Origin of the sequence: Roseomonas marmotae, from assembly GCF_017654485.1 — a bacterium.
Taxonomy (GTDB): Bacteria; Pseudomonadota; Alphaproteobacteria; order Acetobacterales; family Acetobacteraceae; genus Pseudoroseomonas; species Pseudoroseomonas marmotae.
On sequence record NZ_CP061091.1, the window covers coordinates 261,989 to 282,202 of the forward strand.

Annotated in this window: 16 protein-coding genes; 8 read left to right on the top strand and 8 right to left on the bottom strand. The window is 70.6% G+C overall.

Annotation, left to right across the window (positions count from 1 at the left end; all coding sequences use genetic code 11):
* Window positions 1–51: 51 nt before the first annotated feature.
* The 7 genes from IAI58_RS01240 to IAI58_RS01270 form a co-directional block, all read right to left on the bottom strand.
* Window positions 52–1,341: a class I SAM-dependent RNA methyltransferase gene (locus tag IAI58_RS01240; RefSeq protein WP_207447956.1), complete on the bottom strand. Its 1,290-nt coding sequence runs from the start codon at window positions 1,339–1,341 to the stop codon at window positions 52–54.
* 69 nt (window positions 1,342–1,410) lie between these two features.
* Complete coding sequence (bcsD, locus tag IAI58_RS01245) at window positions 1,411–1,884, bottom strand: cellulose biosynthesis protein BcsD (RefSeq protein ID WP_207447957.1); 474 nt, start codon at window positions 1,882–1,884, stop codon at window positions 1,411–1,413.
* Between the two features lie 49 nt (window positions 1,885–1,933).
* On the bottom strand, window positions 1,934–6,499 hold the full coding sequence (gene bcsA / locus IAI58_RS01250) for a UDP-forming cellulose synthase catalytic subunit (RefSeq protein ID WP_207447958.1): 4,566 nt from the start codon (window positions 6,497–6,499) through the stop codon (window positions 1,934–1,936).
* Window positions 6,499–7,341 (bottom strand): cellulose synthase operon protein YhjQ/BcsQ, encoded by an 843-nt coding sequence (locus tag IAI58_RS01255; RefSeq protein WP_207447959.1) that lies wholly within the window; start codon window positions 7,339–7,341, stop codon window positions 6,499–6,501. Before IAI58_RS01255 ends, bcsA begins: the two co-directional genes overlap by 1 nt.
* A 10-nt stretch (window positions 7,342–7,351) precedes the next feature.
* Complete coding sequence (locus IAI58_RS01260) at window positions 7,352–7,924, bottom strand: hypothetical protein (protein WP_207447961.1); 573 nt, start codon at window positions 7,922–7,924, stop codon at window positions 7,352–7,354.
* A 509-nt stretch (window positions 7,925–8,433) separates the two neighbouring features.
* Window positions 8,434–9,516, bottom strand: coding sequence for a family 8 glycosyl hydrolase (locus IAI58_RS01265; protein ID WP_207447963.1), 1,083 nt, complete (start codon window positions 9,514–9,516; stop codon window positions 8,434–8,436).
* A 58-nt stretch (window positions 9,517–9,574) separates the two neighbouring features.
* Entirely contained in the window at window positions 9,575–10,276 is a 702-nt protein-coding gene (locus IAI58_RS01270) for an alpha/beta fold hydrolase (RefSeq protein ID WP_207447965.1), read from the bottom strand.
* 269 nt (window positions 10,277–10,545) lie between these two features.
* On the opposite strand from IAI58_RS01270, the gene IAI58_RS01275 reads away from it, so the two are divergent.
* Window positions 10,546–12,309, top strand: a complete 1,764-nt coding sequence (locus IAI58_RS01275; protein WP_207448082.1) for a DEAD/DEAH box helicase — start codon at window positions 10,546–10,548, stop codon at window positions 12,307–12,309.
* Window positions 12,310–12,433: 124 nt separating this feature from the next.
* Window positions 12,434–13,624, top strand: a complete 1,191-nt coding sequence (locus IAI58_RS01280; protein ID WP_207447967.1) for an acyl-CoA dehydrogenase — start codon at window positions 12,434–12,436, stop codon at window positions 13,622–13,624.
* Window positions 13,625–13,913: 289 nt separating this feature from the next.
* Here the strand turns inward: IAI58_RS01280 and IAI58_RS01285 are convergent, their stop codons facing one another.
* Window positions 13,914–14,396, bottom strand: coding sequence for a peroxiredoxin (locus IAI58_RS01285; protein ID WP_207447969.1), 483 nt, complete (start codon window positions 14,394–14,396; stop codon window positions 13,914–13,916).
* Window positions 14,397–14,506: 110 nt separating this feature from the next.
* Between IAI58_RS01285 and IAI58_RS01290 the strand changes: the two genes are divergently transcribed.
* The 6 genes from IAI58_RS01290 to ureC all read left to right on the top strand — a co-directional run bounded on the left by IAI58_RS01290 (window position 14,507) and on the right by ureC (window position 20,209).
* Window positions 14,507–15,145, top strand: a complete 639-nt coding sequence (locus IAI58_RS01290; RefSeq protein ID WP_207447971.1) for a YqgE/AlgH family protein — start codon at window positions 14,507–14,509, stop codon at window positions 15,143–15,145.
* A gap of 75 nt (window positions 15,146–15,220) precedes the next feature.
* Window positions 15,221–16,753 (top strand): UxaA family hydrolase, encoded by a 1,533-nt coding sequence (locus IAI58_RS01295; RefSeq protein ID WP_207447973.1) that lies wholly within the window; start codon window positions 15,221–15,223, stop codon window positions 16,751–16,753.
* A 248-nt stretch (window positions 16,754–17,001) separates the two neighbouring features.
* Window positions 17,002–17,829 carry an urease accessory protein UreD gene (locus IAI58_RS01300; protein WP_207447976.1) on the top strand — a complete coding sequence of 276 codons (828 nt, stop codon included), beginning with the start codon at window positions 17,002–17,004 and terminating at the stop codon, window positions 17,827–17,829.
* Window positions 17,830–17,877: 48 nt separating this feature from the next.
* Window positions 17,878–18,180 (top strand): urease subunit gamma, encoded by a 303-nt coding sequence (locus IAI58_RS01305; protein ID WP_207447978.1) that lies wholly within the window; start codon window positions 17,878–17,880, stop codon window positions 18,178–18,180.
* Between the two features lie 10 nt (window positions 18,181–18,190).
* Entirely contained in the window at window positions 18,191–18,496 is a 306-nt protein-coding gene (locus IAI58_RS01310; protein WP_207447980.1) for an urease subunit beta, read from the top strand.
* A 3-nt stretch (window positions 18,497–18,499) separates the two neighbouring features.
* Entirely contained in the window at window positions 18,500–20,209 is a 1,710-nt protein-coding gene (gene ureC, locus IAI58_RS01315; RefSeq protein WP_207447982.1) for an urease subunit alpha, read from the top strand.
* The last annotated feature ends 5 nt before the right edge of the window (window positions 20,210–20,214 follow it).

Consider the following 20,214-nt stretch of genomic DNA (forward strand, 5'->3'; position numbering starts at 1 on the left):
ATCAATCCCGTTGAAGGTGGGGGGAGCCCGGTCAGGGTCAAGCGGTCCGGATCAGGCCCCGCGCGCGAAGACCATGACGGCCTCCAGCTGCGCTGACCACAGGAACTGGTCGATGGGTGTGGCGGAAACGAGGCGCCAGCCCCCCGCGTTCAGCAGCCCTGCATCCCGCCCCAGCGCCGCCGGGTTGCAGGAGACATAGATGATGCGCTGCACGGCGCTGCGGGCCAGCGCCGGGATCTGGTCCGCGGCGCCGGCATAGGGCGGGTCCAGCACCACGGCGGCGAAGGCTTCCAGCTCCTTCACCGAAAGCGGCTGGCGGGCGAGGTCGCGCTTCACGGCCGTGACGCGCCCGCCGGATTTCCGCGCGGCCGCGTCCAGCGCCGCCACGGCGTCCGGCGCGCCCTCATAGGCCGTGACGCGGGCGCGGGCGGAGAGCGGGAAGGACAGCGTGCCCAGCCCGGCATACAGGTCGGCGATGCGGGCCTTCCCCGTCAGCTTCGGCGGCAGGCCGGCCAGCACGGCGGCGACGATGGCGGCCTCCCCCTGCGGCGTGGCCTGCAGGAAGGCGCCAGGGGCGGGCGCCACCGGCACATCCCCCAGGGTGATGGAGACCGGGGCCACCTGGGCCACATTCTCCGCCACGCCGCCCTTCAGCGGGGCGCAGGCGATGCGCGGCAGGCCATGGGCGCCGGCGAATTCGGCCAGCAGCGCACGGTCGGTGGGGCTGGGGATGCCATCGAGGCGCAGCAGCAGGTCGGGGCCGGTCTCCAGCAGGTTCAGCACGGCCGAACCCTCCCGCCGGAAGGCGGAGAGGCTGCGCAGCAGCGTCTTCAGCGGTCCGAACAGCGCCACCAGCCGGGGGTCCAGCACGACGCAGGTGGAGAGGTCGACCACCGCGCCGCTGCCCCGCGCATGGAAGCCCAGGACCGGCACGCCATCGGCCCGGCGCAGCGCCAGGTCCGCCCGGCGGCGCGTATGGGGCGGGGTGACGGCGGGCTCGGCCACCGGCGCATCGGCATAGCCGGCGCGGGAGAGCGCCTCGGCCAGCCGGGCGCGCTTCCATTCGGCATAGGGCGGAATGGCCATGTGCTGCAGCACGCAGCCGCCGCAGCGGCCGAAATGCGGGCATGGCGGGGTGACGCGCTCGGGGGCCGGGCGCAGCAGGCCGGTCAGCTCGGCCGCCTGCCCCTCCCCCTGCTTGCCGGCGAGGCGGGCCGAGACACGCTCCCCGGGCAGGGCATAGGGGATGAAGACGGGGCGGCCATCCGCACCGGCGGCGACACCGTCGCCAGCGGCGCCGAGGCGCGCGATCTCGAATTCCAGCGACTCTTGCAGGGGCATGGCGGCGGCATGGACCGCCCTCCCCCGGATGGCAAGCGCCGAGATGGCAGAGATGCGCCGACCGGCGCCTCAGGCGCCGAATTGCAGCCTTGCCAGCCCCGGTTCGAGGGAGGTCAGCCGCACCGTGGCGGCGCCCGCCTCCTCCCCACCGGGCTGGGCGCTGAGCCAGGTGCCAAAGAGCCCCTCCAGCACCGGGCCCAGCCAGGCGCCGGCCCCATCCCCGGCGGTGGCGATACAGGGGGCGGCATGGTGGGTGAAGTGGAGCCGGCGGTCCTGCGGGTCCAGCGCCAGCGTCACATAGCCCCAGGCGGCGGCGGCCAGCGCCTCGTTCATGCGGGCCTCCAGGCCCGCCAGCGTCTCGGCTGGCGGCAGGGGCATGGCGGCGGCGAAACGCCGTCCGACCTCGCGCAGCAGGGCATCGCGCGCCGGCTGGTCCAGCTGCCCTTCCAGTGTCTCCAGCAGGGCCCGCAGGAAGCCGCGCCACTGCGCGCCGGCATCCTTCCGTGCCAAGTAGGCCAGGGCCGTCCGGTCCATCTGCGTCATGAGCCTCCGCTTCCTCCTCGCCGCCGCGCCGGCCGTCCGGGGCCGGGCATCATGTCCGGGTCCTCAGCCGCCGGGCCACACGCCGCCGCAGCAGCCAGTAGCCCGGCACCGCCACCAGCAGGGAGGCGGCCAGCACCGCCAGCAGCAGCCGGTGCGGATGCTGGCCGAGATAGTATTGCGGCCAGAGCCAGGGCGGGATGGAACCCACCGTGTAGTTGCCGCCGATCTTGTAGGAGGTCATCCGCCCGTTGGAGAGGATGGCGAGGTCGCCCTGGATGCGCGGCAGCAACTCCCGGTCGCGCAGGGCGGCCACCATGGCCTCCACGCCCTGAGGGCTGGCGCCGGTCAGCGCCACCACGCTGCGGCTGGAATGCAGCGGGCTCTGAAAGCCGATCAGCATGCCGGTGCCGGAGGAAGGCGCGGCCAGGATGGCCTGCAACTGCTCCCGCTGCATCCGCTCGTCATCGCTGAGGAAGAGGTTGCGGAATCCTTCCAGCGCATCCGGCAGCGCCAGGGTGACGCGGTTGCCTTCGACCTGCAGCGGGCTGCGGTCGCGCAGCATCTCGGTCAGCACCGGCTGGCGCGTGATGGCGCCGATCAGCAGCAGGTCGCGCTCCGCCACCTCCTGGATGCCGGAGGGCCTGACGACGGCGATACGGGTGGCGGCATGGCCGACATTGGCCGAAAGCCGCCCCAGCATCGTCAGGAAGGCCGAGAGTTCGGAGCTGCTCGGCCGCTCCGGCAGCACGGCCGCCGTGCCGCCGAAATCCGCCCGCCGGGTATAGGGGAAGCCGCTGCTGGAGAAATAGGCGAGGTTCGGCAGCTCCGCGAAGCGATGGGCGCGGGAGAGGTCGATGCTGCTGTCGGGGTCGATGGAGGCGCGCACCTCACCGGGGATGGAGACGCAGTCGCCCCGGTTCATCGGCCGCATATCGAAGCGCAGCTGCAGCTCGTTCAGCCCGAAGAACAGATAGGGCGGCAGACCCAGCTGGCCCTGCATCCGGTCGGCGGTGCCGGCGGCATTGACCTGCCGCGCCAGCCAGTTCCAGGGCCAGCCAGCATCGGCGTCCCGCAGCGGGAAGGAGCGCAGATAGACGTCGTTCAGCGCGACATCGAGGCGGGAGACGGCGACATCCGTGACCGGGCCCGGAGGAGCGCGGTAGAAGACATCGACCGGCAGCGCGCGGTCACGCCAGGTATAGAGGTCGGGCGCGGTGCGGAAGGGAATGGCGATGCTGCCGGGCGCGAAGCCGTAGGATTGCAGCTCGGAAGGGTCCACCAGCTCGCCAAAGCGCACGGGGCGGTCGGTGCGGATCCAGCGCGGCGCGTCATAGGGGGCGCGCTGCGGCACCTCCGGCGCCTGCACCATCGCGATCTCGCCCGAGAGGGCCTGCCGGCCCACCGCCAGCGCCTGCGCCGCCGCCACGGCATCGGCCCCGTTGCGGCCGCCGACCACCAGCAGCACCCCATCAGGGTCGGCCGGGTTGGGCACCACCGCCAGCGTCGGGCCTTCCATCCGCGGCAGGGTGACGCCGGGCACGGAGTCGGGGCCGGTGGCGATGACCACCGCATGGCCGCGCGCCGGCACGCTGCCGCTGACCGGGAAGTTGGCGCCGCGGTAATCCGCCTGCACCGCGAACCAGGAGGAGGCGATGGCGGCGGCGCGCACCACGTCATTGCCCGCGCCCTCGCCCAGCACCACCGGCAGGTTCAGCGGCTCGCGCAGCACGCGCGGGTCAAAGAAGGGCTCGGGCAGCCGCGACAGGTCGCGCGGCAGCGGCAGCCGCTCCAGCGTCAATTGCACGGTGGAGAGGTCGGAGATGGTGGACCAGAGCAGGCCGGAGAGCGGGTCGTTGCACTCCACCGCGTAGCGGCCGGTGAAGCGGAAGTTCAGCCGGTTGGCATCGGTGAAGAAGACCGGGTTCATCGGGAATTCGACCGGCCCGAAGGAGGGGCGCGCGCGGTCGGGCGTGATGGTGCCGACGAACTGCTCGTTCAGGGCGATGGCGATCTGGCTCAGCTCAGGGATCAGCGCGGGGCTGGTCGCGCCCTGCAGGGTCAGCCTGGCGCCGGTCACCACCTCGTCGGCGCGGATGCCGAAGAGCAGGCCCTGCAGGTCGGAGGTGCCGCGCAGCTGCATCGGCCCGCCCAGGCCCATCTGGCGCAGGCTGCGCGTCTCGACGCGGGCGCCGCCGACGGGGCCGGAGGGCGCGCCGAAGGCATAGGCCGGGGCGCCGGCGCCCTGCAGGGGCGGCAGGGCCGGCGGCGGCTGCGCCGCCAGGGGCTCGCCGGACGGCGCCTGCGGCGGCATCAGCGGCGGCAGGCCCGGCGGGGCGCCGGGCACCTGCGCCGAGGCCGCGCCGGATGCGCCCAGCACCGCCAGCAGCAGCGCCGCGGCACGGCCCGCGCCGAGGCCGGGGCGGGAGGCGCGCGGCGCGACGGCATCCTGGCCGGTCGCCGGCGGTTTGCCGTGCCCTGCGCGCGCCGCGGCGCGGGCCTGGCGGCGGGCGCGGTGCGCGCGCAGCGAAAGCTGGCTGTCGCCACGGAACAGGCCACCGATACTCAAGACCACCTCCAGCATCGCGCGCAGCGGACGGTCCGCGCGCACATTGTCCCAATGCAGCCAGGCATCGGCGCGGCCGAGCACGACCCGCACGATATTGCCCTCATCCAATGGCCCGGCCGGCGTGAAGCGCACCTGCAGGCGGCCGGGCTGCCAGCGCAGCGCCTCGCCCGGCACCACCACCCGGTCGGGCCCGATATCGAATTCCAGGGTCAGCGCGGCATCCTCCGGCACATCCTCCGGCCGGGTGACGGCCAGCGCGGCGCCACCCAGGGAGAGGTCGATGCTCTCCCCGTCCAGCCGCCGGCCATCGGCCAGCACGATGGTCGCGGGCACCCGGGCGGCGACTCGGTGGCGCTCGCGGATCTGCCGCCGCTCGCGCCCCACGGCGAGCCCCGCCATCACCGTCACCAGGGAAAGCAGCACCCAGGCAGCGTTCAGCGCATGGGCCTGGAAGGCCAGGCTGGAAGGCGGATTGGCCGCCATGCCATAGAGGCCGAACATCAGCCCGAGCGCCAGCACCCCGCCCAGCACCAGGTTGGGCATGACGGCGCGCGCGTCGAAATACCCCTCCTTCAGCGTGCCGCCCTTGTCCGTGACGTTGAACTTGCCCTTGGTGGGGTCGAGCAGCGTGGTGGTCACCACCGGCAGCAGATAAAGCGCCAGCACGGTCTCGTAGATCTCGGACCAGAAGCTGTGGCGCACCTTGCCCTGCATGCGGCTGTTGGTGGCGATCGAATGCACCACATGCGGCCCCGCATAGACCAGGATGGCCAGGGGCGAGGCGGCGATGATGTTCTCCCCGAACAGCAGGAAGGCGAGCGGCGAGGTCAGGAAGACGAAGCGCGGCAGCGGGAAGAGGAAGTGCCACTGCGCGTTGAGGTAGCAGAGGCGCTGCGCGACATTCAGCCCGGGCCCGAGGAGCGGGTTGTCGACGCGCAGGATCTGGATCATGCCGCGGGCCCAGCGCATGCGCTGGCCGATATGCGCCAGCAGCCGGTCGGTGGCGAGGCCGGCGGCCAGCGGCAGGCGCAGATAGGCGGTGCGCCAGCCCAGCCGCTGCATCTTCAGCGAGCAGTGGCAGTCCTCGGTCACGGTCTCGGTGGGGACGCCGCCCACCTCCTCCAGCGCCGTCCGCCGCAGCACCGCGCAGGAGCCGCAGAAGAAGGTGGCGTTCCAGGTGTCGTTGCCCTGCTGCACCAGCCCGTAGAAGAGCAGGCCCTCATTCGGCACGCGCGTGCCGGAGGCGAGGTTCCGCTCGAAGGGATCGGGCGAGTAGAAGTGGTGCGGCGTCTGCAGCATGCCGATCTCGCGATCCCGCAGCATCCAGCCGATGGTCAGCTGCAGGAAGGCGCGCACCGGCACGTGGTCGCAGTCGAAGATGGCGACATATTCGCCATTCGTCTTGCCCAGCGCGTGGTTGATGTTGCCGGCCTTGGCGCCCTTGTTGTCCGGGCGGATCATGTAGCCGCAGCCGATCTCCTCGCAGAAGGCGCGGAAATCCTCGCGCCGTCCGTCGTCGAGGACATAGACGTTCATGCGGTCGCGCGGCCAGTCCATCGCCAGCGCGCCGTAGATGGAGGGTTTCACCACCTCCAGCGGCTCGTTGTAGCTGGGGATGAAGACATCCACGACCGGCCATTGCTCCGGGTCCGGCGGCAGCGGCACGGGTTTGCGCTCCAGCGGCCAGAGCTGCTGGAAGTAGGAGAGCAGCAGCGCCACCACGGCATAGACCTCGGCCAGCAGCAGGCCGGTGCCGAGGAAGGTGGCGATATAGCCGCTGTAGCCCAGCGTATCCGTCACCCGCCAATACAGGTAGCGCAGGGAGATCAGCGAGGAGAGCGCGACCAGGAAGAAGAGCGGCCCTCTGCCGGGAAAGCGGTTGATGGCCAGGAAGGCCAGGAAGCCGCCCAGCGCCAGCCAGGCCTGCTGCTCCGCCTCCAGCGGCGCCATGATGAAGACGAGGCCGAGCAGCCCGCCCGCCAGGGCCATCAACGCGTTCAGCATCGGCACGCGCGACAGGATGCCGTTGATCCGACGATCCAGGCGCATCAGCGAGATCCCCATTCCGGCGCCGCCCAGGGCGCGACCATGCGCGGCGGCGCCGACGGCACGGGGGCCTCCCGCGACGGCGGCAGCAGCAGCGCCTCGATGGCGCGGGCAAGTTGACGGATATCCTCTGCGGCACGGCTCCGCGGGGCGGTGTCCAGTACCAGCTTCTGGCCGGTCAGGGCCTCGGCGAAGGCGTCGTCACGGCCGACGGCGCCCAGCAGGCGCGGGCCGAGATGCCGCGCCACCGCCTCGGCCGCGGTGCGCGAGAGACGGGAAGCCATGTCCACCCCGTTCAGCACGAATTGCAGCCGCCCGGCGAAGAGCGCGGCCATGGTGCCCTGGCCCAGGAAGCGGCCAGCCTCGATCTCGCCCAGCATGGCGGCGCTGATGGCCTCGCTCCGCAGCACCGTGACCACCAGGGAGGCCATGGGCGACAGGATGGCCAGGGCCCGGGAAGGGCCGGGCGGCATATCCGCCACCACCACCACGCGCGGATCGGCCAGCATCTCCCGCACCGGGTTGGCCAGCAGGCCGGGGTCACGCTCCAGCGCCGTGCTGCATTCCAGCGCATCGCGCAGTTCGACCGCGCCATGCGGCAGCAGCAGGGTGCCGGAGGCCGTCTGCCGCAGGCAGGACCGCCAGTCCGGCCGGCGCGGCAGATGGGCGTTGAAGCCGGAGAGGTCACCCACCGGCACGCCGAAATGCAGCCGCAGGGCGTTCTGCGGGTCGAGGTCGAGCGCCAGCGCCATATGGCCCTGGCGCCGTAGCATCTCCGTCACATTGGCCGAAAGCGTCGTCTTCCCGACTCCTCCCTTCGGGGAGGCGAAGCAGATCAGCGGCACGAAAGGCTCCTTAACCGCCCCTGCCAGAGCGCAGGCCCCGCAGGATGTCCTTCAGGGAATCGGTCTGTTGCGGAGGCGCGGCCGGCGGGGGGGCCGATGGTGCCGAGACCACGCGGAACACCTCGGCCAGCGATGCCGGGGCCAGGGACGCCCGCATGGCGCCGGCAGGCGGCGCGGCCGGTCCGGCGGGCGGTGCGGACGGGGCCGGCGGGCGCGCGGCGGACCAGAATGGCTGGCCGGCGGAAGGCGGCGGGGCACCGAAGGCCTCGGGCAGCAGGCCCATGAGCCCGCCGGCGGCCGGCTCGATCGGCCGGCCCACAAGCTGCGGAGGCTCCACGGGCCGCCGCGGCGCCAGCGGCAGGTCCCAGACGGCGGGCTGCGACAGCATGGCCAGCAGCCCCTCCCGCGGCGGCGGGCTGGCGGCGCTGGAGGCACGCAACTGCTCCAGCAGCGTGGCCGGCGCTTCGGCCAAGGATTCCGGCGCGCCGGAGCCGGCGGCGTCCTGGATGGCGCTGCCACGCAGCATCATCAGCAGGGACTGCGCGTTCTGGCGGTTCTGCAGGCTCTGTGGCGCATGCAACACGGGTGACGGCCCCGGCGGCAACGGAGGGGCGCTGAATGGCGCCGCCGCCATCAGGGGAACGGACGGCGCATTGGGCCCGGGTCCGGAGACGGGGGCAGCCGGGCGCGGCGGCGGGGCTGCGGGGGCGGGCATGGCTGGCGCCATGGGGGGGCAGGCTGGCGAAAGGGCGGCCCACAGCACATCAACTACAGGTTGAGATGTGCTGGCCTGCTCCTCGGAACATGGAACAGGGCCGGATGTAGCCTCCACGCGCGTTCCAGCCACTCCTTCCAGCCCAGCGGGCAAGACAGGCGGCATGACGGGGCGCGGCACCTTCCGCACGGGGCCATTGCTGAAAGTCTGATAGCGGATACCGGGAACACGCAAAGCCTCCGCCACCCGCGCAACGTCGCTGTCCTGATTCGTCGCCACTATCAAGCCCTTCCCCCGGGCGCAGAATGCAGCCAGTGGTGATTGAATGGAATACAAAAAACTTGCAAAATAAGAGAGAGATAATCTCTTTTTTAAGATTATCTGATAGTTGAGATCATGCTCAGAATTTTGAGCATCGCGGCGTAGTAATCATCTCTTTCCTCAAGCGTAAACGTCAGCGCCGGCCCGCTGGCTTCCCCGCGCCGGAGGCAATCCCGCAAGGCCTCGATGCCGCCGCTGGCCGGATAGGGTGAGATGCGGTCGGTCACCAGATCCACCCAGGCCGGCGGGTGCGGGTGGCCCGGATCGTTCCAGAATCCCAGGGCCGCGCGCACCGCCGGTTCCTCCACCAGCCCGGACCAGGCGAGATAGAGCGGCACCCGCACCGCGTCGTAGGAAAAGCGCGGCGGCCGGCCCGGGGCCAGGCCAGCCAGTCCCCCGGCGCGCCGCAGCGCCAGCCAATCCGGTGGCAGGCCCCAGCGGCCGAAGCGCGCGCCGCGCAGCAGCCCCACGCCATCCGCCACCAGCCGAAGCCACGCCGGATCCGGCACCGCCTGGGCCAGCAGGCGGATGGCGGGGAAGGCGTAGTAGGACGGGTTGAGGATGACACCCTCCGCATCCTCGAATCCAGCCGCGCCGGGAAGCAGCACCGTGTACCCGGCCACCCGCCGCAGGAGCAGGCGCAGCACGTCGCGGGCGATGGCGCGGCCGGCCCCGGCATAGGCCGGCTGCGCCCAGCGCCGCGCCGCCAGCAGCAGGGCCGCGGCGATGAAGAGATCACCATCCGAGGCATTGTTGCGGTCGGAAAAGCCCTGCGCCGCGCCGGGGCGGTAGCGCCAGGCATGCAGGCTGTCCTGCGGCCGCCGCAGCGCCTGCCGCGTCCAGCCCAGTAACAGGTCGAAGCCCTCGCGGTCGTCGCAGCGCTCGGCGCAGAGCAGCGCCCAGCCCTGCCCTTCGGAATGCGAGATGCCCTGGTTGCCGGTATCCACCACCCGCCCTTCCGGCAGCAGGAAGCGCGCGCGGAAGACCCGCCAGGCCTGCCGCAGCGCCGGCGGCGCCTCGGGCGGGGCCTCCCCTGCCCGGGCGGGGGGCGGCGCGGCGGCCAGCCCGGCCAGCACGCCGCCCATCAATGCGCGGCGGGGCAGGCCATGGGGCGGCGGGGCGGGCGGGATGGCAGGCATCCCGCATGTATCGCCCGGGGAGCGTTACGGGAGTGCTGACACCCGCTCACCCGGTGCGTCAGGCGGCGCCGGCCAGCCAGTCCCGCAACAGGCTGGTCACCCTCTCCGGCTGCTCCATCGGCGGCAGGTGCCCGGCCTCGGGGATGCGGACCAGCCGGGCATTGGGAATCGCGGCGGCCATTTCCTCGGAGAGTTCGGGCGGCGTGAGCACATCCTGCTCCCCCACCACCACCAGCGTCGGCACGGTGATGCGCGGCAGGTCCGGGCGCGAATCCGGCCGGTGCAGGATGGCCTGCTGCTGCCGCAGGAAGGCCTCGCGCCCCACCCGCTCGGCCATCTCCCGCACCTCGAAGCCCAGTGGGCCGTCGATATGGGCGGGATGCAGCAGGCTGGGCAGCAGCCGGGGCGTCACGCCCTTGAACTGGCCGCTGCGGGTCAGCGACATCAGGCCGCGCCGTCGGCGGGATTGTTCCTCGGTATCCGGGCGGGCGCCGGTATCCATCAGCGCCAGCCGCGTCACCCGCTCCGGCGCCCGGCGCATGATCTCCAGCGCCAGGTAGCCGCCCATCGAAAGCCCGGCCAGGGCGAAGCGCGGCGGCGCCATGGCCAGCGCGCGCAAGGCCATCTCGCCCAGGCCGGCATCCTGCGTCGTGTCCGCCACCTGGCAGGCCGCGACGTCCTTCAGCGCCGCGATCTGGTCGCGCCAGAGCCGGACATCGCAGAGCAGCCCCGGCAACAGCAGCAGCGGATAAGCGGTCATGACGCGGAACCTCCGTCAGCAGGGCGTGGAATTGCAGTTAGCGGCCTTCAAAAAGCGCGTCCATGGGTTCAAAACCTTGCCAAGAAGCGCCTTCCGGCGCATAGGGGCACCGATACCGGATTCAGGGCCGCGCGGATCGCGTGTGACCGGCCGGCATCACATGCCCCCATGAGGCACGCCGCATGGTCGGCGATAGGGACCTACTGCTCTTGAGCGATCAGCCTGAAGCGCCCGCGAATGTCGCGGCCGAAAACGAGCATTCCGATGCCATGCCCCTGCCGGACGCCCTGCCCGGCGCCGTGCCGCTGGACGGCCTGCCGGAAACGCCCGTGACGGAGGCGCTAACGGAAGACCAACGGCAGGCGGCCCAGGAAGCCGCCAGCTGGGACGAGCACGAGGAGGAGGAGCCGCGCGTGGTCTTCGCCGATCTCGGCCTCTCCGAGCAGCTGCTGAAGGGCGTCGAGGACGCCGGCTATCTGCATCCGACGCCGATCCAGGAGCAGGCCATCCCCATCGTGCTGATGGGCCGCGACGTGTTGGGCTGCGCCCAGACAGGCACCGGCAAGACCGCCAGCTTCGTGCTGCCGATGATGGATATCCTGGCCGGCAGCCGCGCCAAGGCCCGTATGCCGCGCAGCCTGATCCTGGAACCGACGCGCGAGCTGGCGCTGCAGGTGGCCGAGAATTTCGTCAAATACGGTCAGCACATGAAGCTGAACCATGCCCTGCTGATCGGCGGCGAGAGCATGGCCGAGCAGACCGACGCGCTGGACAAGGGCGTCGACGTGCTGATCGCCACCCCCGGCCGCCTGCTGGACCTTTTCGACCGCGGCCGCGTCATGCTGGCGGACTGCAAGGTGCTGGTGATCGACGAGGCGGACCGCATGCTGGACATGGGGTTCATCCCCGATGTCGAGCGCATCGTCTCCATGCTGCCGCCGCTGCGCCAGACCCTGTTCTTCTCCGCCACCATGGCGCCCGAGATCCGCAAGCTGGCCGATGCCTTCCTGCAGAACCCGAAGGAGATCACGGTGGCGCCGCCGGCCTCGGTCGCGGCCACCATCACGACCGGCCTGGTCCTGGTGCCGGAGCATGAGAAGCGCCACGCCCTGCGCAGCCTGATCCGGCGCGAGAAGGTGCAGAACGCGCTGATCTTCTGCAACCGCAAGCGTGACGTCGACATCCTCTACAAGAGCCTGAGCAAGCACGGCTTCTCGGTCGGCGCCCTGCATGGCGACCTGGCGCAGTCCGTGCGCTTCGCCACGCTGGAGAAGTTCAAGAACAACGAGCTGCAGCTGCTGGTCTGCTCCGATGTCGCCGCGCGCGGCATCGATATCGGCGGCCTCAGCCACGTCTTCAATTTCGACCTGCCCTTCCATGCGGAGGATTATGTCCACCGCATCGGCCGCACCGGCCGCGCCGGGCGGGAAGGCCATGCCTATTCCATCGCCACCGCCGACGACGCCAAGCTGCTGGCAGCCATCGAGGCGCTGACCGGCCGCGAGATCCCCCGCATGACCATCGAGGGGATCGAGCCGGTGAGCGAGGCCGAGCTGGCCGAGGCCCGCGAATCGAAGGGCCGCGGCCGTGGCCGCAGCCGTGCCGCCAAGCCCGAGAAGCCCGAGCGCGGCGCGCGGCCGGAGAAGGAAGGCCGCGGACGCCGCGATGAGGTCGCCCGCCGTGGCCGCCGCCGCGACGAGGAGCAGCCGGCGCCGCCCCGCCGGCATGAGGAAGAGCGGGCCGAGCCCCTCGCCGCCGCGCCCGCACCCGCCGAGGCGCCTCCCCGCCCCCGCGAGGATCACCGCCGTCACCGCGAGGATGAGCGCGCCCGTCCGCCGCGCGAGGAGCGTGCCCGCCCGCCACGTGAGGAACGCGTCAGCCGTGACCGTGACGATTTCCGGCGTGACCGGCGTGAGCGCGACGACCTGGGTCCGCCGGTCGTGGGCTTCGGCGATGCCGTTCCGGCCTTCATGCTGATCCCGATCCCGCGCGCGAAGCGCGAAAGCCGTCCGGCCGAGGCCGACGCCGCCTGAGGCTATCCTGGTTTCCCCGGCCGGGTTGCCGCCCCGGCTCCGGGGCGCCAATCTCCGCCCGCTGCAACCGAGCGGCCGGCAGCCCTGAGCGGGGCCCGCCGGCCGGCCGAGGAGGAACTGTCCGATGAACGTCGCCACCCCGCCCACCAAGCCCGCCTTCAACTGGGAGGACCCGCTGCTGCTGGAGGACCAGCTCGGCGAGGATGAGCGGATGATCCGCGACGCGGCGCGGCAGTATTGCCAGGAGAAGCTCTTCCCGCGCGTGCTGGAGGCCAACCGGCACGAGGTCTTCCACCGGGAGATCATGAATGAATTCGGCGAGATGGGCTTCCTGGGCGCGACGCTCGACAGCCATGGCTGCGCCGGCGTCAACTACGTCTCCTACGGCCTGATCGCGCGTGAGGTGGAGCGGGTCGATTCCGGCTACCGCTCGGCTTTCTCCGTGCAGTCCTCCCTCGCCATGTTCCCCATCTGGGCCTATGGCACCGATGCGCTGAAGGACCGCGTGCTGCCCGGCATGCAGCAGGGCCAGCTGGTCGGCTGCTTCGGCCTGACCGAGCCCGATGCCGGCTCCGACCCCGCCTCCATGCGCACCCGCGCGAAGAAGGTGGATGGCGGCTACCTGCTGTCCGGCTCCAAGACCTGGATCACCAATTCCCCGATCGCTGATGTCTTCGTGGTCTGGGCCAAGGACGATGCCGGCGACGTGCGTGGCTTCGTGCTCGAGAAGGGCATGAAGGGCCTGGCCGCGCCGAAGATCGAGGGCAAGTTCAGCCTGCGCGCCTCGACCACCGGCATGATCATGATGGACGAGGTCTTCTGCCCGGAAGAGAACAAGCTGGACGTGAAGGGCCTGAAGGGCCCCTTCTCCTGCCTCAACCGCGCCCGCTACGGCATCGCCTGGGGCTCGCTGGGCGCCGCCGAGTTCTGCTGGCATGCCGCGCGCGACTACACCATGGGCCGCCAGATGTTCGGCCGCCCGCTGGCGCAGACGCAGCTGATCCAGAAGAAGCTGGCCGACATGCAGACCGAGATCACGCTGGGCCTGCACAGCGTGCTGCGCCTGGGCCGGCTGTTCGACGAGCACCGCGTGGCGCCGGAGATGATCTCCCTGCTGAAGCGGAACAACTGCGGCAAGGCGCTGGATATCGCCCGCGTGGCGCGTGACATGCACGGCGGCAACGGCATCGCGGACGAGTACCACGTCATCCGCCACGTGATGAACCTGGAAGCCGTGAACACCTACGAAGGCACCCACGATGTCCATGCCCTGATCCTGGGCCGGGCGCAGACGGGCCTGAACGCCTTCTTCTGAAGGCCTGGAGGGGCGCCGCCCCTCCAGGCCACCCCGCTGGGGTGACAGTGTCACCCCAGACCCCTCCATCTGTTTTTTGGCTTATGGTATGGCGGTTCCGGCGGAGGTCCATGACCTCCGGCGACTGCGGGCCGAGCCCGCGTGGCCTTCTTCAATTTCCCTTCTTCAATTTCAATGCACGGGTGGCTGGCACTCCGCCAGAGCCTCCAGGGCGTAGAAAATTCGAAGCGGGGTCCGGGGTGGACTCTCCACCCCGGCGGGGTCCAGGGGCGGCGCCCCTGGCCTGTCCTCAGAGTGCCGCGAGCACCGTCTCGGCCTTCGACACCTCGAAGGCGCCGGGCTCCTCGACACCCAGGTAGACCACCTTCCCGTCCTTCGCGACGAGGGCGAAGCGCTGGCAGCGGACGCCCATGCCGCGCGCCGTCAGGTCGAGTTCCAGCCTCAGCGCCCTGGTGAAGGCGGCCGAGCCATCGGCCAGCAGCAACACCTCGTCCGTGATGCCCTGGCTCTCGCCCCAGGCCTTCATGACGAAGGGGTCGTTCACGGCCATGCAGGCGATGGTGTCCACGCCCTTGGCCTTCAGCGCTGCGGCCTGCTGCACGAAGCCCGGCATGTGCTTGGCGGAGCAGGTGGGGGTGAAGGCGCCGGGCACGCCGAAGAGCACCACGGTCTTGCCGGCGAAGAGATCCTGGGTGGACCGCTCGCGCGGGCCCTCGGCGGTCGCCTGGGTCAGCTTCGCTTCGGGGATGGTATCGCCGTTCTGAATGGCCATGGTGTCGCTTTCCTGGTCTGGAGTTTCGCGTGGTTGTTTTTACGCCATCGGGGACTCTGTCAACCGGGACGCTTGCGCGCCGCCGGATGGACCGCCATCTTCACGGGACCATGGCGAGACGCGCGAGCGAGCAGGATTTCCCCAAGGCCCGGCTGCCCAAGCCACAGGAACTTGGCAGAGGCGGCCCGGCGAGCGAGGGCTATCTGGGTGGCCAGTTGCTGGTGGCCATGCCCAGCCTGTCTGACCCCCGTTTCGCGCGGGCGGTCATCTGCATCTGCGCCCATTCGGCCGACGGGGCCATGGGCATCGTCCTCAACAAGCCCCTGGATACGCTGAGCTTCGAGGAGCTGTTGAAGCAGTTGGAGGTGGAGCCCCTGCCCCCGCAGCGGCAGATGCGCCTGCTGGCCGGCGGCCCGGTGGAGGGCGGCCGCGGCTTCGTGCTGCACACCGCGGACTGGGAGAGCGATGCGAGCCTGAAGGTGACGGGCGACCTGGCCCTGACCGCCAGCGTCGATATCCTGAAGGCCATCGCCGGCGGCGGCGGGCCGCGCCAGGGGCTGCTGGCGCTGGGCTATGCCGGCTGGGGCCCGGGGCAGCTGGAGAGCGAGATCCAGCACAATGCCTGGCTGAACGTCACGCCGGACGAGGCCCTGCTCTTCGACAGCGAGCCCGATACCCAGTGGCGGCAGGCCCTTGCCAAGCTGCGGATCGACCCGCTGCTGCTCTCGGCCAGCGCCGGCCACGCCTGACGCCTGACGCCGGGGTCTTTCCCTCACCCGCCGTTTCGCGCCAGGATCACCCGCCCCCTGGAGGAAACGAGAACAATGGATATCGCGGTCGAGACACCCTTCATCCGCCTGCACCCGGAGGATACGGTGCTCATCGCCCGGCGCGCGGCGCCGGAAGGCAGCCCGGTGGCCCCGGGCATCGTCGCCACCGCCCGCATCCCGCCAGGCCATAAGGTCGCCGCCCGCGCCCATGCGGTGGGGGAGCCGGTCAGGCGCTACGGCCAGATCATCGGCTTCGCCACGCAGCCCATCGCGCCCGGCGACTGGGTGCATGTGCAGAATTGCGGCATGGGCGATTTCGACAAGGACTATGCCTGGGGCGTGGATGCCAAACCCACGCTCTATGTGCCGCAGCCCGCCACCTTCATGGGCATCATGCGGCCGGACGGGCGGGTGGCCACCCGCAACTACATCGGCATCGTCACCAGCGTGAACTGCTCGGCCCATGTGGCCTCGATGATCGCGGATGCCTTCAAGCGGAATCCCTTCATCGGCAACGACCCGCTGGCCGAATACCCGAATGTCGATGGCGTGGTGGCGCTGACCCACAAGACCGGCTGCGGCATGGGCGACAATGACGGGCTGCGCATCCTGCGCCGCACGCTGGCGGGCTTCGCGCGGCATGTGAATTTCAGCCATGTCATCGCCATCGGCCTGGGCTGCGAGGTCAACCAGATCTCCGGCCTGCTGGAGGAGCAGAACCTCGCCGGGCGTCTCCGCAACATGGACATCCAGACCATGGGCGGCACCCGCAAGACGGTGGAAGCCGGCATCGCCTTCGTGAGGGAAGTGCTGGAGGAATCCAACAAGGTCCACCGCCAGCCCGTGCCGGCCAGCCACCTGACCGTGGCCCTGCAATGCGGCGGCTCGGACGGCTATTCCGGCATCACCGCCAACCCGGCCCTGGGCGCGGCCTCCGACCTGCTGGTGCGGCACGGCGGCACCGTCATCCTCTCCGAGACGCCGGAGACCTATGGCGCCGAGCATCTGCTGACGCGACGCGCCACCTCCCGCGAGGTCGGGCAGAAGCTGGTGGACCTGATGCGCTGGTGGGAGGATTACGCGGCGCGCGGGCAGGCGGAGCTGAACAGCAACCCCTCCCCCGGCAACAAGGCGGGCGGGCTGACCACCATCCTGGAGAAGTCGCTGGGCGCCATGGCCAAGGCCGGCACCACCAACCTGACGGCGGTCTATGACTACGCCGCCCCGGTGACGGAGAAGGGCTTCGTCTTCATGGACACGCCCGGCTACGACCCCGTGGCCGCCACCGGGCAGGTGGCGGGCGGCGCCAACCTCGTCTGCTTCACCACCGGGCGCGGCAGCGTCTTCGGCTGCAAGCCGGCGCCCTCCATCAAGCTGGCGACCAACAGCGCCATGTATGAGCGGATGGAGGAGGATATGGACGTGAACTGCGGCACCATCCTCTCCGGCCGCGAGACGGTGGAGGAATGCGGCCAGCGGATCTTCGAGCTGATCCTGCGCGTGGCCAGCGGCGAACATACCAAGAGCGAGAGCTACGACTTCGGCGCGGCGGAATTCGCGCCCTGGCCGATCGGGGCGACGATGTGAGGGAAGGCCAGGGGGAATGAATTCCCCCTGGAGCCCCCTTCTTTTTTCCGCGAATCCGCCAACCGGCGGCGACATCGCTGAAACTGACAAAAAGAAAGACGGGGGTCCGGGGGAATTCCTTCCCCCGGCCTTTCTTTGCCCCTGCCCGGCCGCCCCGAAAGCCGCCCCGCGGAAAAAGACGGGGATCTGAGGCGACTCCCGCCCGGAGCTTCTTCCTGCTTCGCCTCGGCCTTGGCAGATTGGCGCCGATGTCCCTCTCCCTCCCCCGCCACCAGCGCGCCCATGGCCGGGCGGAGCTGGGCTTCATCCGCACGGATCGCGGCACCGTGCTGCGGCACCTCTTTCATGCCGCGCCGCTGCGCGTGCTCTTCCCGAGGCCCGAGCCTGACGACCTGCCCCTGGCCGCCCTGGTGAATGTCGGCGGCGGCCTCGCGGGCGGGGATTCGCTGGAGATTTCCGCGAGGCTGGCGGAAAGCACCGGCGCCAGCCTGACCACGCCGGCGGCCGAGAAGGTCTATCGCAGCCTGGGCGAGAGCACACGCCTCTCCACCGAGCTGGAGGTAGCGGAAGGCGCCACGCTGGAATGGCTGCCGCAGGAGACCATCCTTTTCGACGGCGCGCGGCTGGAGCGGCGGATGCGGGCGCGTTTGGCCCCCGGCGCCCGGCTGCTGGCGGCGGAAATGCTGGTCTTCGGCCGCGTCGCGCGGGGGGAGCGGCTGAGCCATGGCGCGCTGTTCGATTCCTGGCGGCTCTGGCGCGGGGAGAGGCTGCACTGGGCCGATGCCATGGATCTCTCGGGCGACATCGCGGCCCGGCTGGCGGCACCCTTCGGATTCGCGCAGGCCGAGGCCAGCGCCCTGCTGCTGCTGGCGGGCAGCGAGGCGGAGGCGGGCGCGGGCCGCGACCTGCTGCGGGAGGCCGGCCACGACGCCACCCTCGCCCGCCCCGGCCTGCTGCTGGTCCGCTGGCTGGGCCGCGCCGGCGAAGTGCGCGATGCGCTTTCCGCCGCCATCCCGCTGCTGCGCGCGGGCGTGCTGGGCCACCCGGCCCGGCTGCCCCGGCTGTGGACGAGCTGAGAAGGCCCACGCCAGAATGAATTCCCCACCGCCCCGCAGGATGGCCCCATGCACCTGACCCCCCGTGAAAAGGACAAGCTGCTGATCGCCATGGCGGCCGAGGTGGCCCGCAGGCGCCTCTCGCGTGGCGTGACGCTGAACCACCCGGAGGCGGTCGCGCTGATCACCGATTTCGTGGTGGAAGGCGCGCGCGACGGCCGCAGCGTGGCGGAGCTGATGCGCGATGGGGCCACCGTCCTGACGCGGGACCAGGTGATGGAAGGCATCGCCGAGATGATCCACGAGATCCAGGTGGAAGCCACCTTCCCCGACGGCACCAAGCTCGTCACCGTCCATAACCCCATCCGCTGAGGAAGACTCCATGATCCCCGGGGAAGTCATTGTCGCGGCTGGTGAGATCGAGCTGAATGCCGGGCGCGAGGCGGTGGAGCTGGAAGTGGCCAATACCGGCGACCGGCCCATCCAGGTCGGCAGCCACTATCATTTCTTCGAGACCAATCCTGGCCTTTCCTTCGACCGCGCGCGGACGCGAGGCAGGCGGCTGGATATCCCGTCCGGCACCGCCATGCGCTTCGAGCCCGGGCAGAGCCGGCGCGTGCGGCTGGTGGAATACAGCGGAGACCGCATCGTGCACGGCTTCCGCGGCGAGACGGAAGGGAAGCTCTGAGCCATGGCCACGAGAATCTCCCGCACCGCCTATGCCGGCATGTATGGCCCGACGGTGGGCGACAAGGTACGGCTGGCGGATACGGAACTTTTCGCCGAAGTGGAGCGCGACCTCACCACCTATGGGGAGGAGGTGAAGTTCGGCGGCGGCAAGGTCATCCGCGACGGCATGGGGCAGAGCCAGCGCACCCGCGAGCAGGGCGCGATGGATACCGTCATCACCAATGCGCTGATCATCGACCATAGCGGCATCTACAAGGCCGATGTCGGCCTGCGCGACGGGCGCATCGCCGCCATCGGCAAGGCCGGCAATCCCGATACCCAGCCGGGCGTGGATATCGTCATTGGGCCGGGCACGGAGATCATCGCCTGCGAGGGGCGCATCCTGACCGCCGGCGGCATCGACCCGCATATCCATTTCATCTGCCCCCAGCAGATCGAGGAAGCGCTGGCCTCCGGCGTCACCACCATGTTCGGCGGCGGCACCGGCCCGGCGCATGGCACGCTGGCCACCACCGCCACGCCCGGCCCCTGGCACATGGCGCGGATGCTGCAGGCGGCGGAAAGCTTCCCGATGAATCTGGGCTTCCTCGGCAAGGGCAATGCGGCCCTGCCGGGTGGGCTGGAGGAACAGATCCGCGCCGGTGCCTGCGGGCTGAAGCTGCATGAGGACTGGGGCACCACGCCCAAGGCCATCGACACCTGCCTGCGCGTGGCGGATAAGTTCGACATCCAGATCGCCATCCACACGGATACGCTGAACGAGAGCGGCTTTGTCGAGGATACCATCAAGGCCATCGGCGGCCGCGCCATCCAGGCCTTCCATACGGAAGGCGCGGGCGGTGGCCATGCGCCGGATGTCCTGCGTGTGGTCGGGGAGCCGAACTTCCTGCCCAGTTCCACCAACCCCACCATGCCCTACACGGTGAATACCGTGGATGAGCATCTCGACATGCTGATGGTCTGCCACCACCTCGACCCCCGCATCGCCGAGGATGTGGCCTTCGCGGAGAGCCGCATCCGCAAGGAGACCATCGCGTCGGAGGATATCCTGCACGACCTCGGTGCCATCTCCATGATGTCCTCTGACAGCCAGGCAATGGGGCGGGTGGGCGAGGTCATCATCCGCACCTGGCAGACCGCGCATAAGATGAAGGTGCAGCGCGGGCGCCTGAGCGGCGAGACGGGCGGGAACGACAATCTGCGCATCCGCCGCTACATCGCCAAATACACCATCAACCCCGCCATCGCGCAGGGCGTCAGCGCGCATATCGGCAGCGTGGAAGCCGGCAAGCTGGCGGATCTCGTGATGTGGTCGCCCGCCTTCTTCGGCGTGAAGCCGGAGATGGTGCTGAAATGCGGCAGCATCGCCATGGCGCCGATGGGCGACCCCAATGCCTCCATCCCCACGCCGCAGCCCGTGCATTACCGCCCGATGTTCGCGGGCTATGGCCGGGCGATGCAGGCCAGCAGCGTCACCTTCGTCTCCGCCGCCGCGCTGGAGACGGATCTGGCCGGGCGGCTCGGGCTCAACCGGACACTGCTGCCGGTGGCGAATACGCGCGGGATCGGCAAGCGCGACATGATCCTCAACGGCGCCTTGCCAAGGATCGAGATCGACCCGGAGACCTACGAGGTCCGCGCCGATGGCGAATTGCTGATCTGCGAGCCGGCGGCAGTCCTGCCGATGGCACAGCGCTACTTCCTGTTCTGAGACAT

What these genes read in the sequence shown, in the direction of transcription:
- IAI58_RS01265 (WP_207447963.1), bottom strand. Translation starts at nt 9,516, where the DNA reads ATGCCTGCCATCCCGCCCGCCCCGCCGCCCCATGGCCTGCCCCGCCGC.
- IAI58_RS01295 (WP_207447973.1), top strand. Translation starts at nt 15,221, where the DNA reads ATGGATATCGCGGTCGAGACACCCTTCATCCGCCTGCACCCGGAGGAT.
- IAI58_RS01285 (WP_207447969.1), bottom strand. Translation starts at nt 14,396, where the DNA reads ATGGCCATTCAGAACGGCGATACCATCCCCGAAGCGAAGCTGACCCAG.
- IAI58_RS01305 (WP_207447978.1), top strand. Translation starts at nt 17,878, where the DNA reads ATGCACCTGACCCCCCGTGAAAAGGACAAGCTGCTGATCGCCATGGCG.
- IAI58_RS01310 (WP_207447980.1), top strand. Translation starts at nt 18,191, where the DNA reads ATGATCCCCGGGGAAGTCATTGTCGCGGCTGGTGAGATCGAGCTGAAT.
- IAI58_RS01290 (WP_207447971.1), top strand. Translation starts at nt 14,507, where the DNA reads ATGGCGAGACGCGCGAGCGAGCAGGATTTCCCCAAGGCCCGGCTGCCC.
- IAI58_RS01270 (WP_207447965.1), bottom strand. Translation starts at nt 10,276, where the DNA reads ATGACCGCTTATCCGCTGCTGCTGTTGCCGGGGCTGCTCTGCGATGTC.
- bcsD (WP_207447957.1), bottom strand. Translation starts at nt 1,884, where the DNA reads ATGACGCAGATGGACCGGACGGCCCTGGCCTACTTGGCACGGAAGGAT.
- ureC (WP_207447982.1), top strand. Translation starts at nt 18,500, where the DNA reads ATGGCCACGAGAATCTCCCGCACCGCCTATGCCGGCATGTATGGCCCG.
- bcsA (WP_207447958.1), bottom strand. Translation starts at nt 6,499, where the DNA reads ATGCGCCTGGATCGTCGGATCAACGGCATCCTGTCGCGCGTGCCGATG.
- IAI58_RS01240 (WP_207447956.1), bottom strand. Translation starts at nt 1,341, where the DNA reads ATGCCCCTGCAAGAGTCGCTGGAATTCGAGATCGCGCGCCTCGGCGCC.
- IAI58_RS01280 (WP_207447967.1), top strand. Translation starts at nt 12,434, where the DNA reads ATGAACGTCGCCACCCCGCCCACCAAGCCCGCCTTCAACTGGGAGGAC.
- IAI58_RS01300 (WP_207447976.1), top strand. Translation starts at nt 17,002, where the DNA reads ATGTCCCTCTCCCTCCCCCGCCACCAGCGCGCCCATGGCCGGGCGGAG.
- IAI58_RS01275 (WP_207448082.1), top strand. Translation starts at nt 10,546, where the DNA reads ATGCCCCTGCCGGACGCCCTGCCCGGCGCCGTGCCGCTGGACGGCCTG.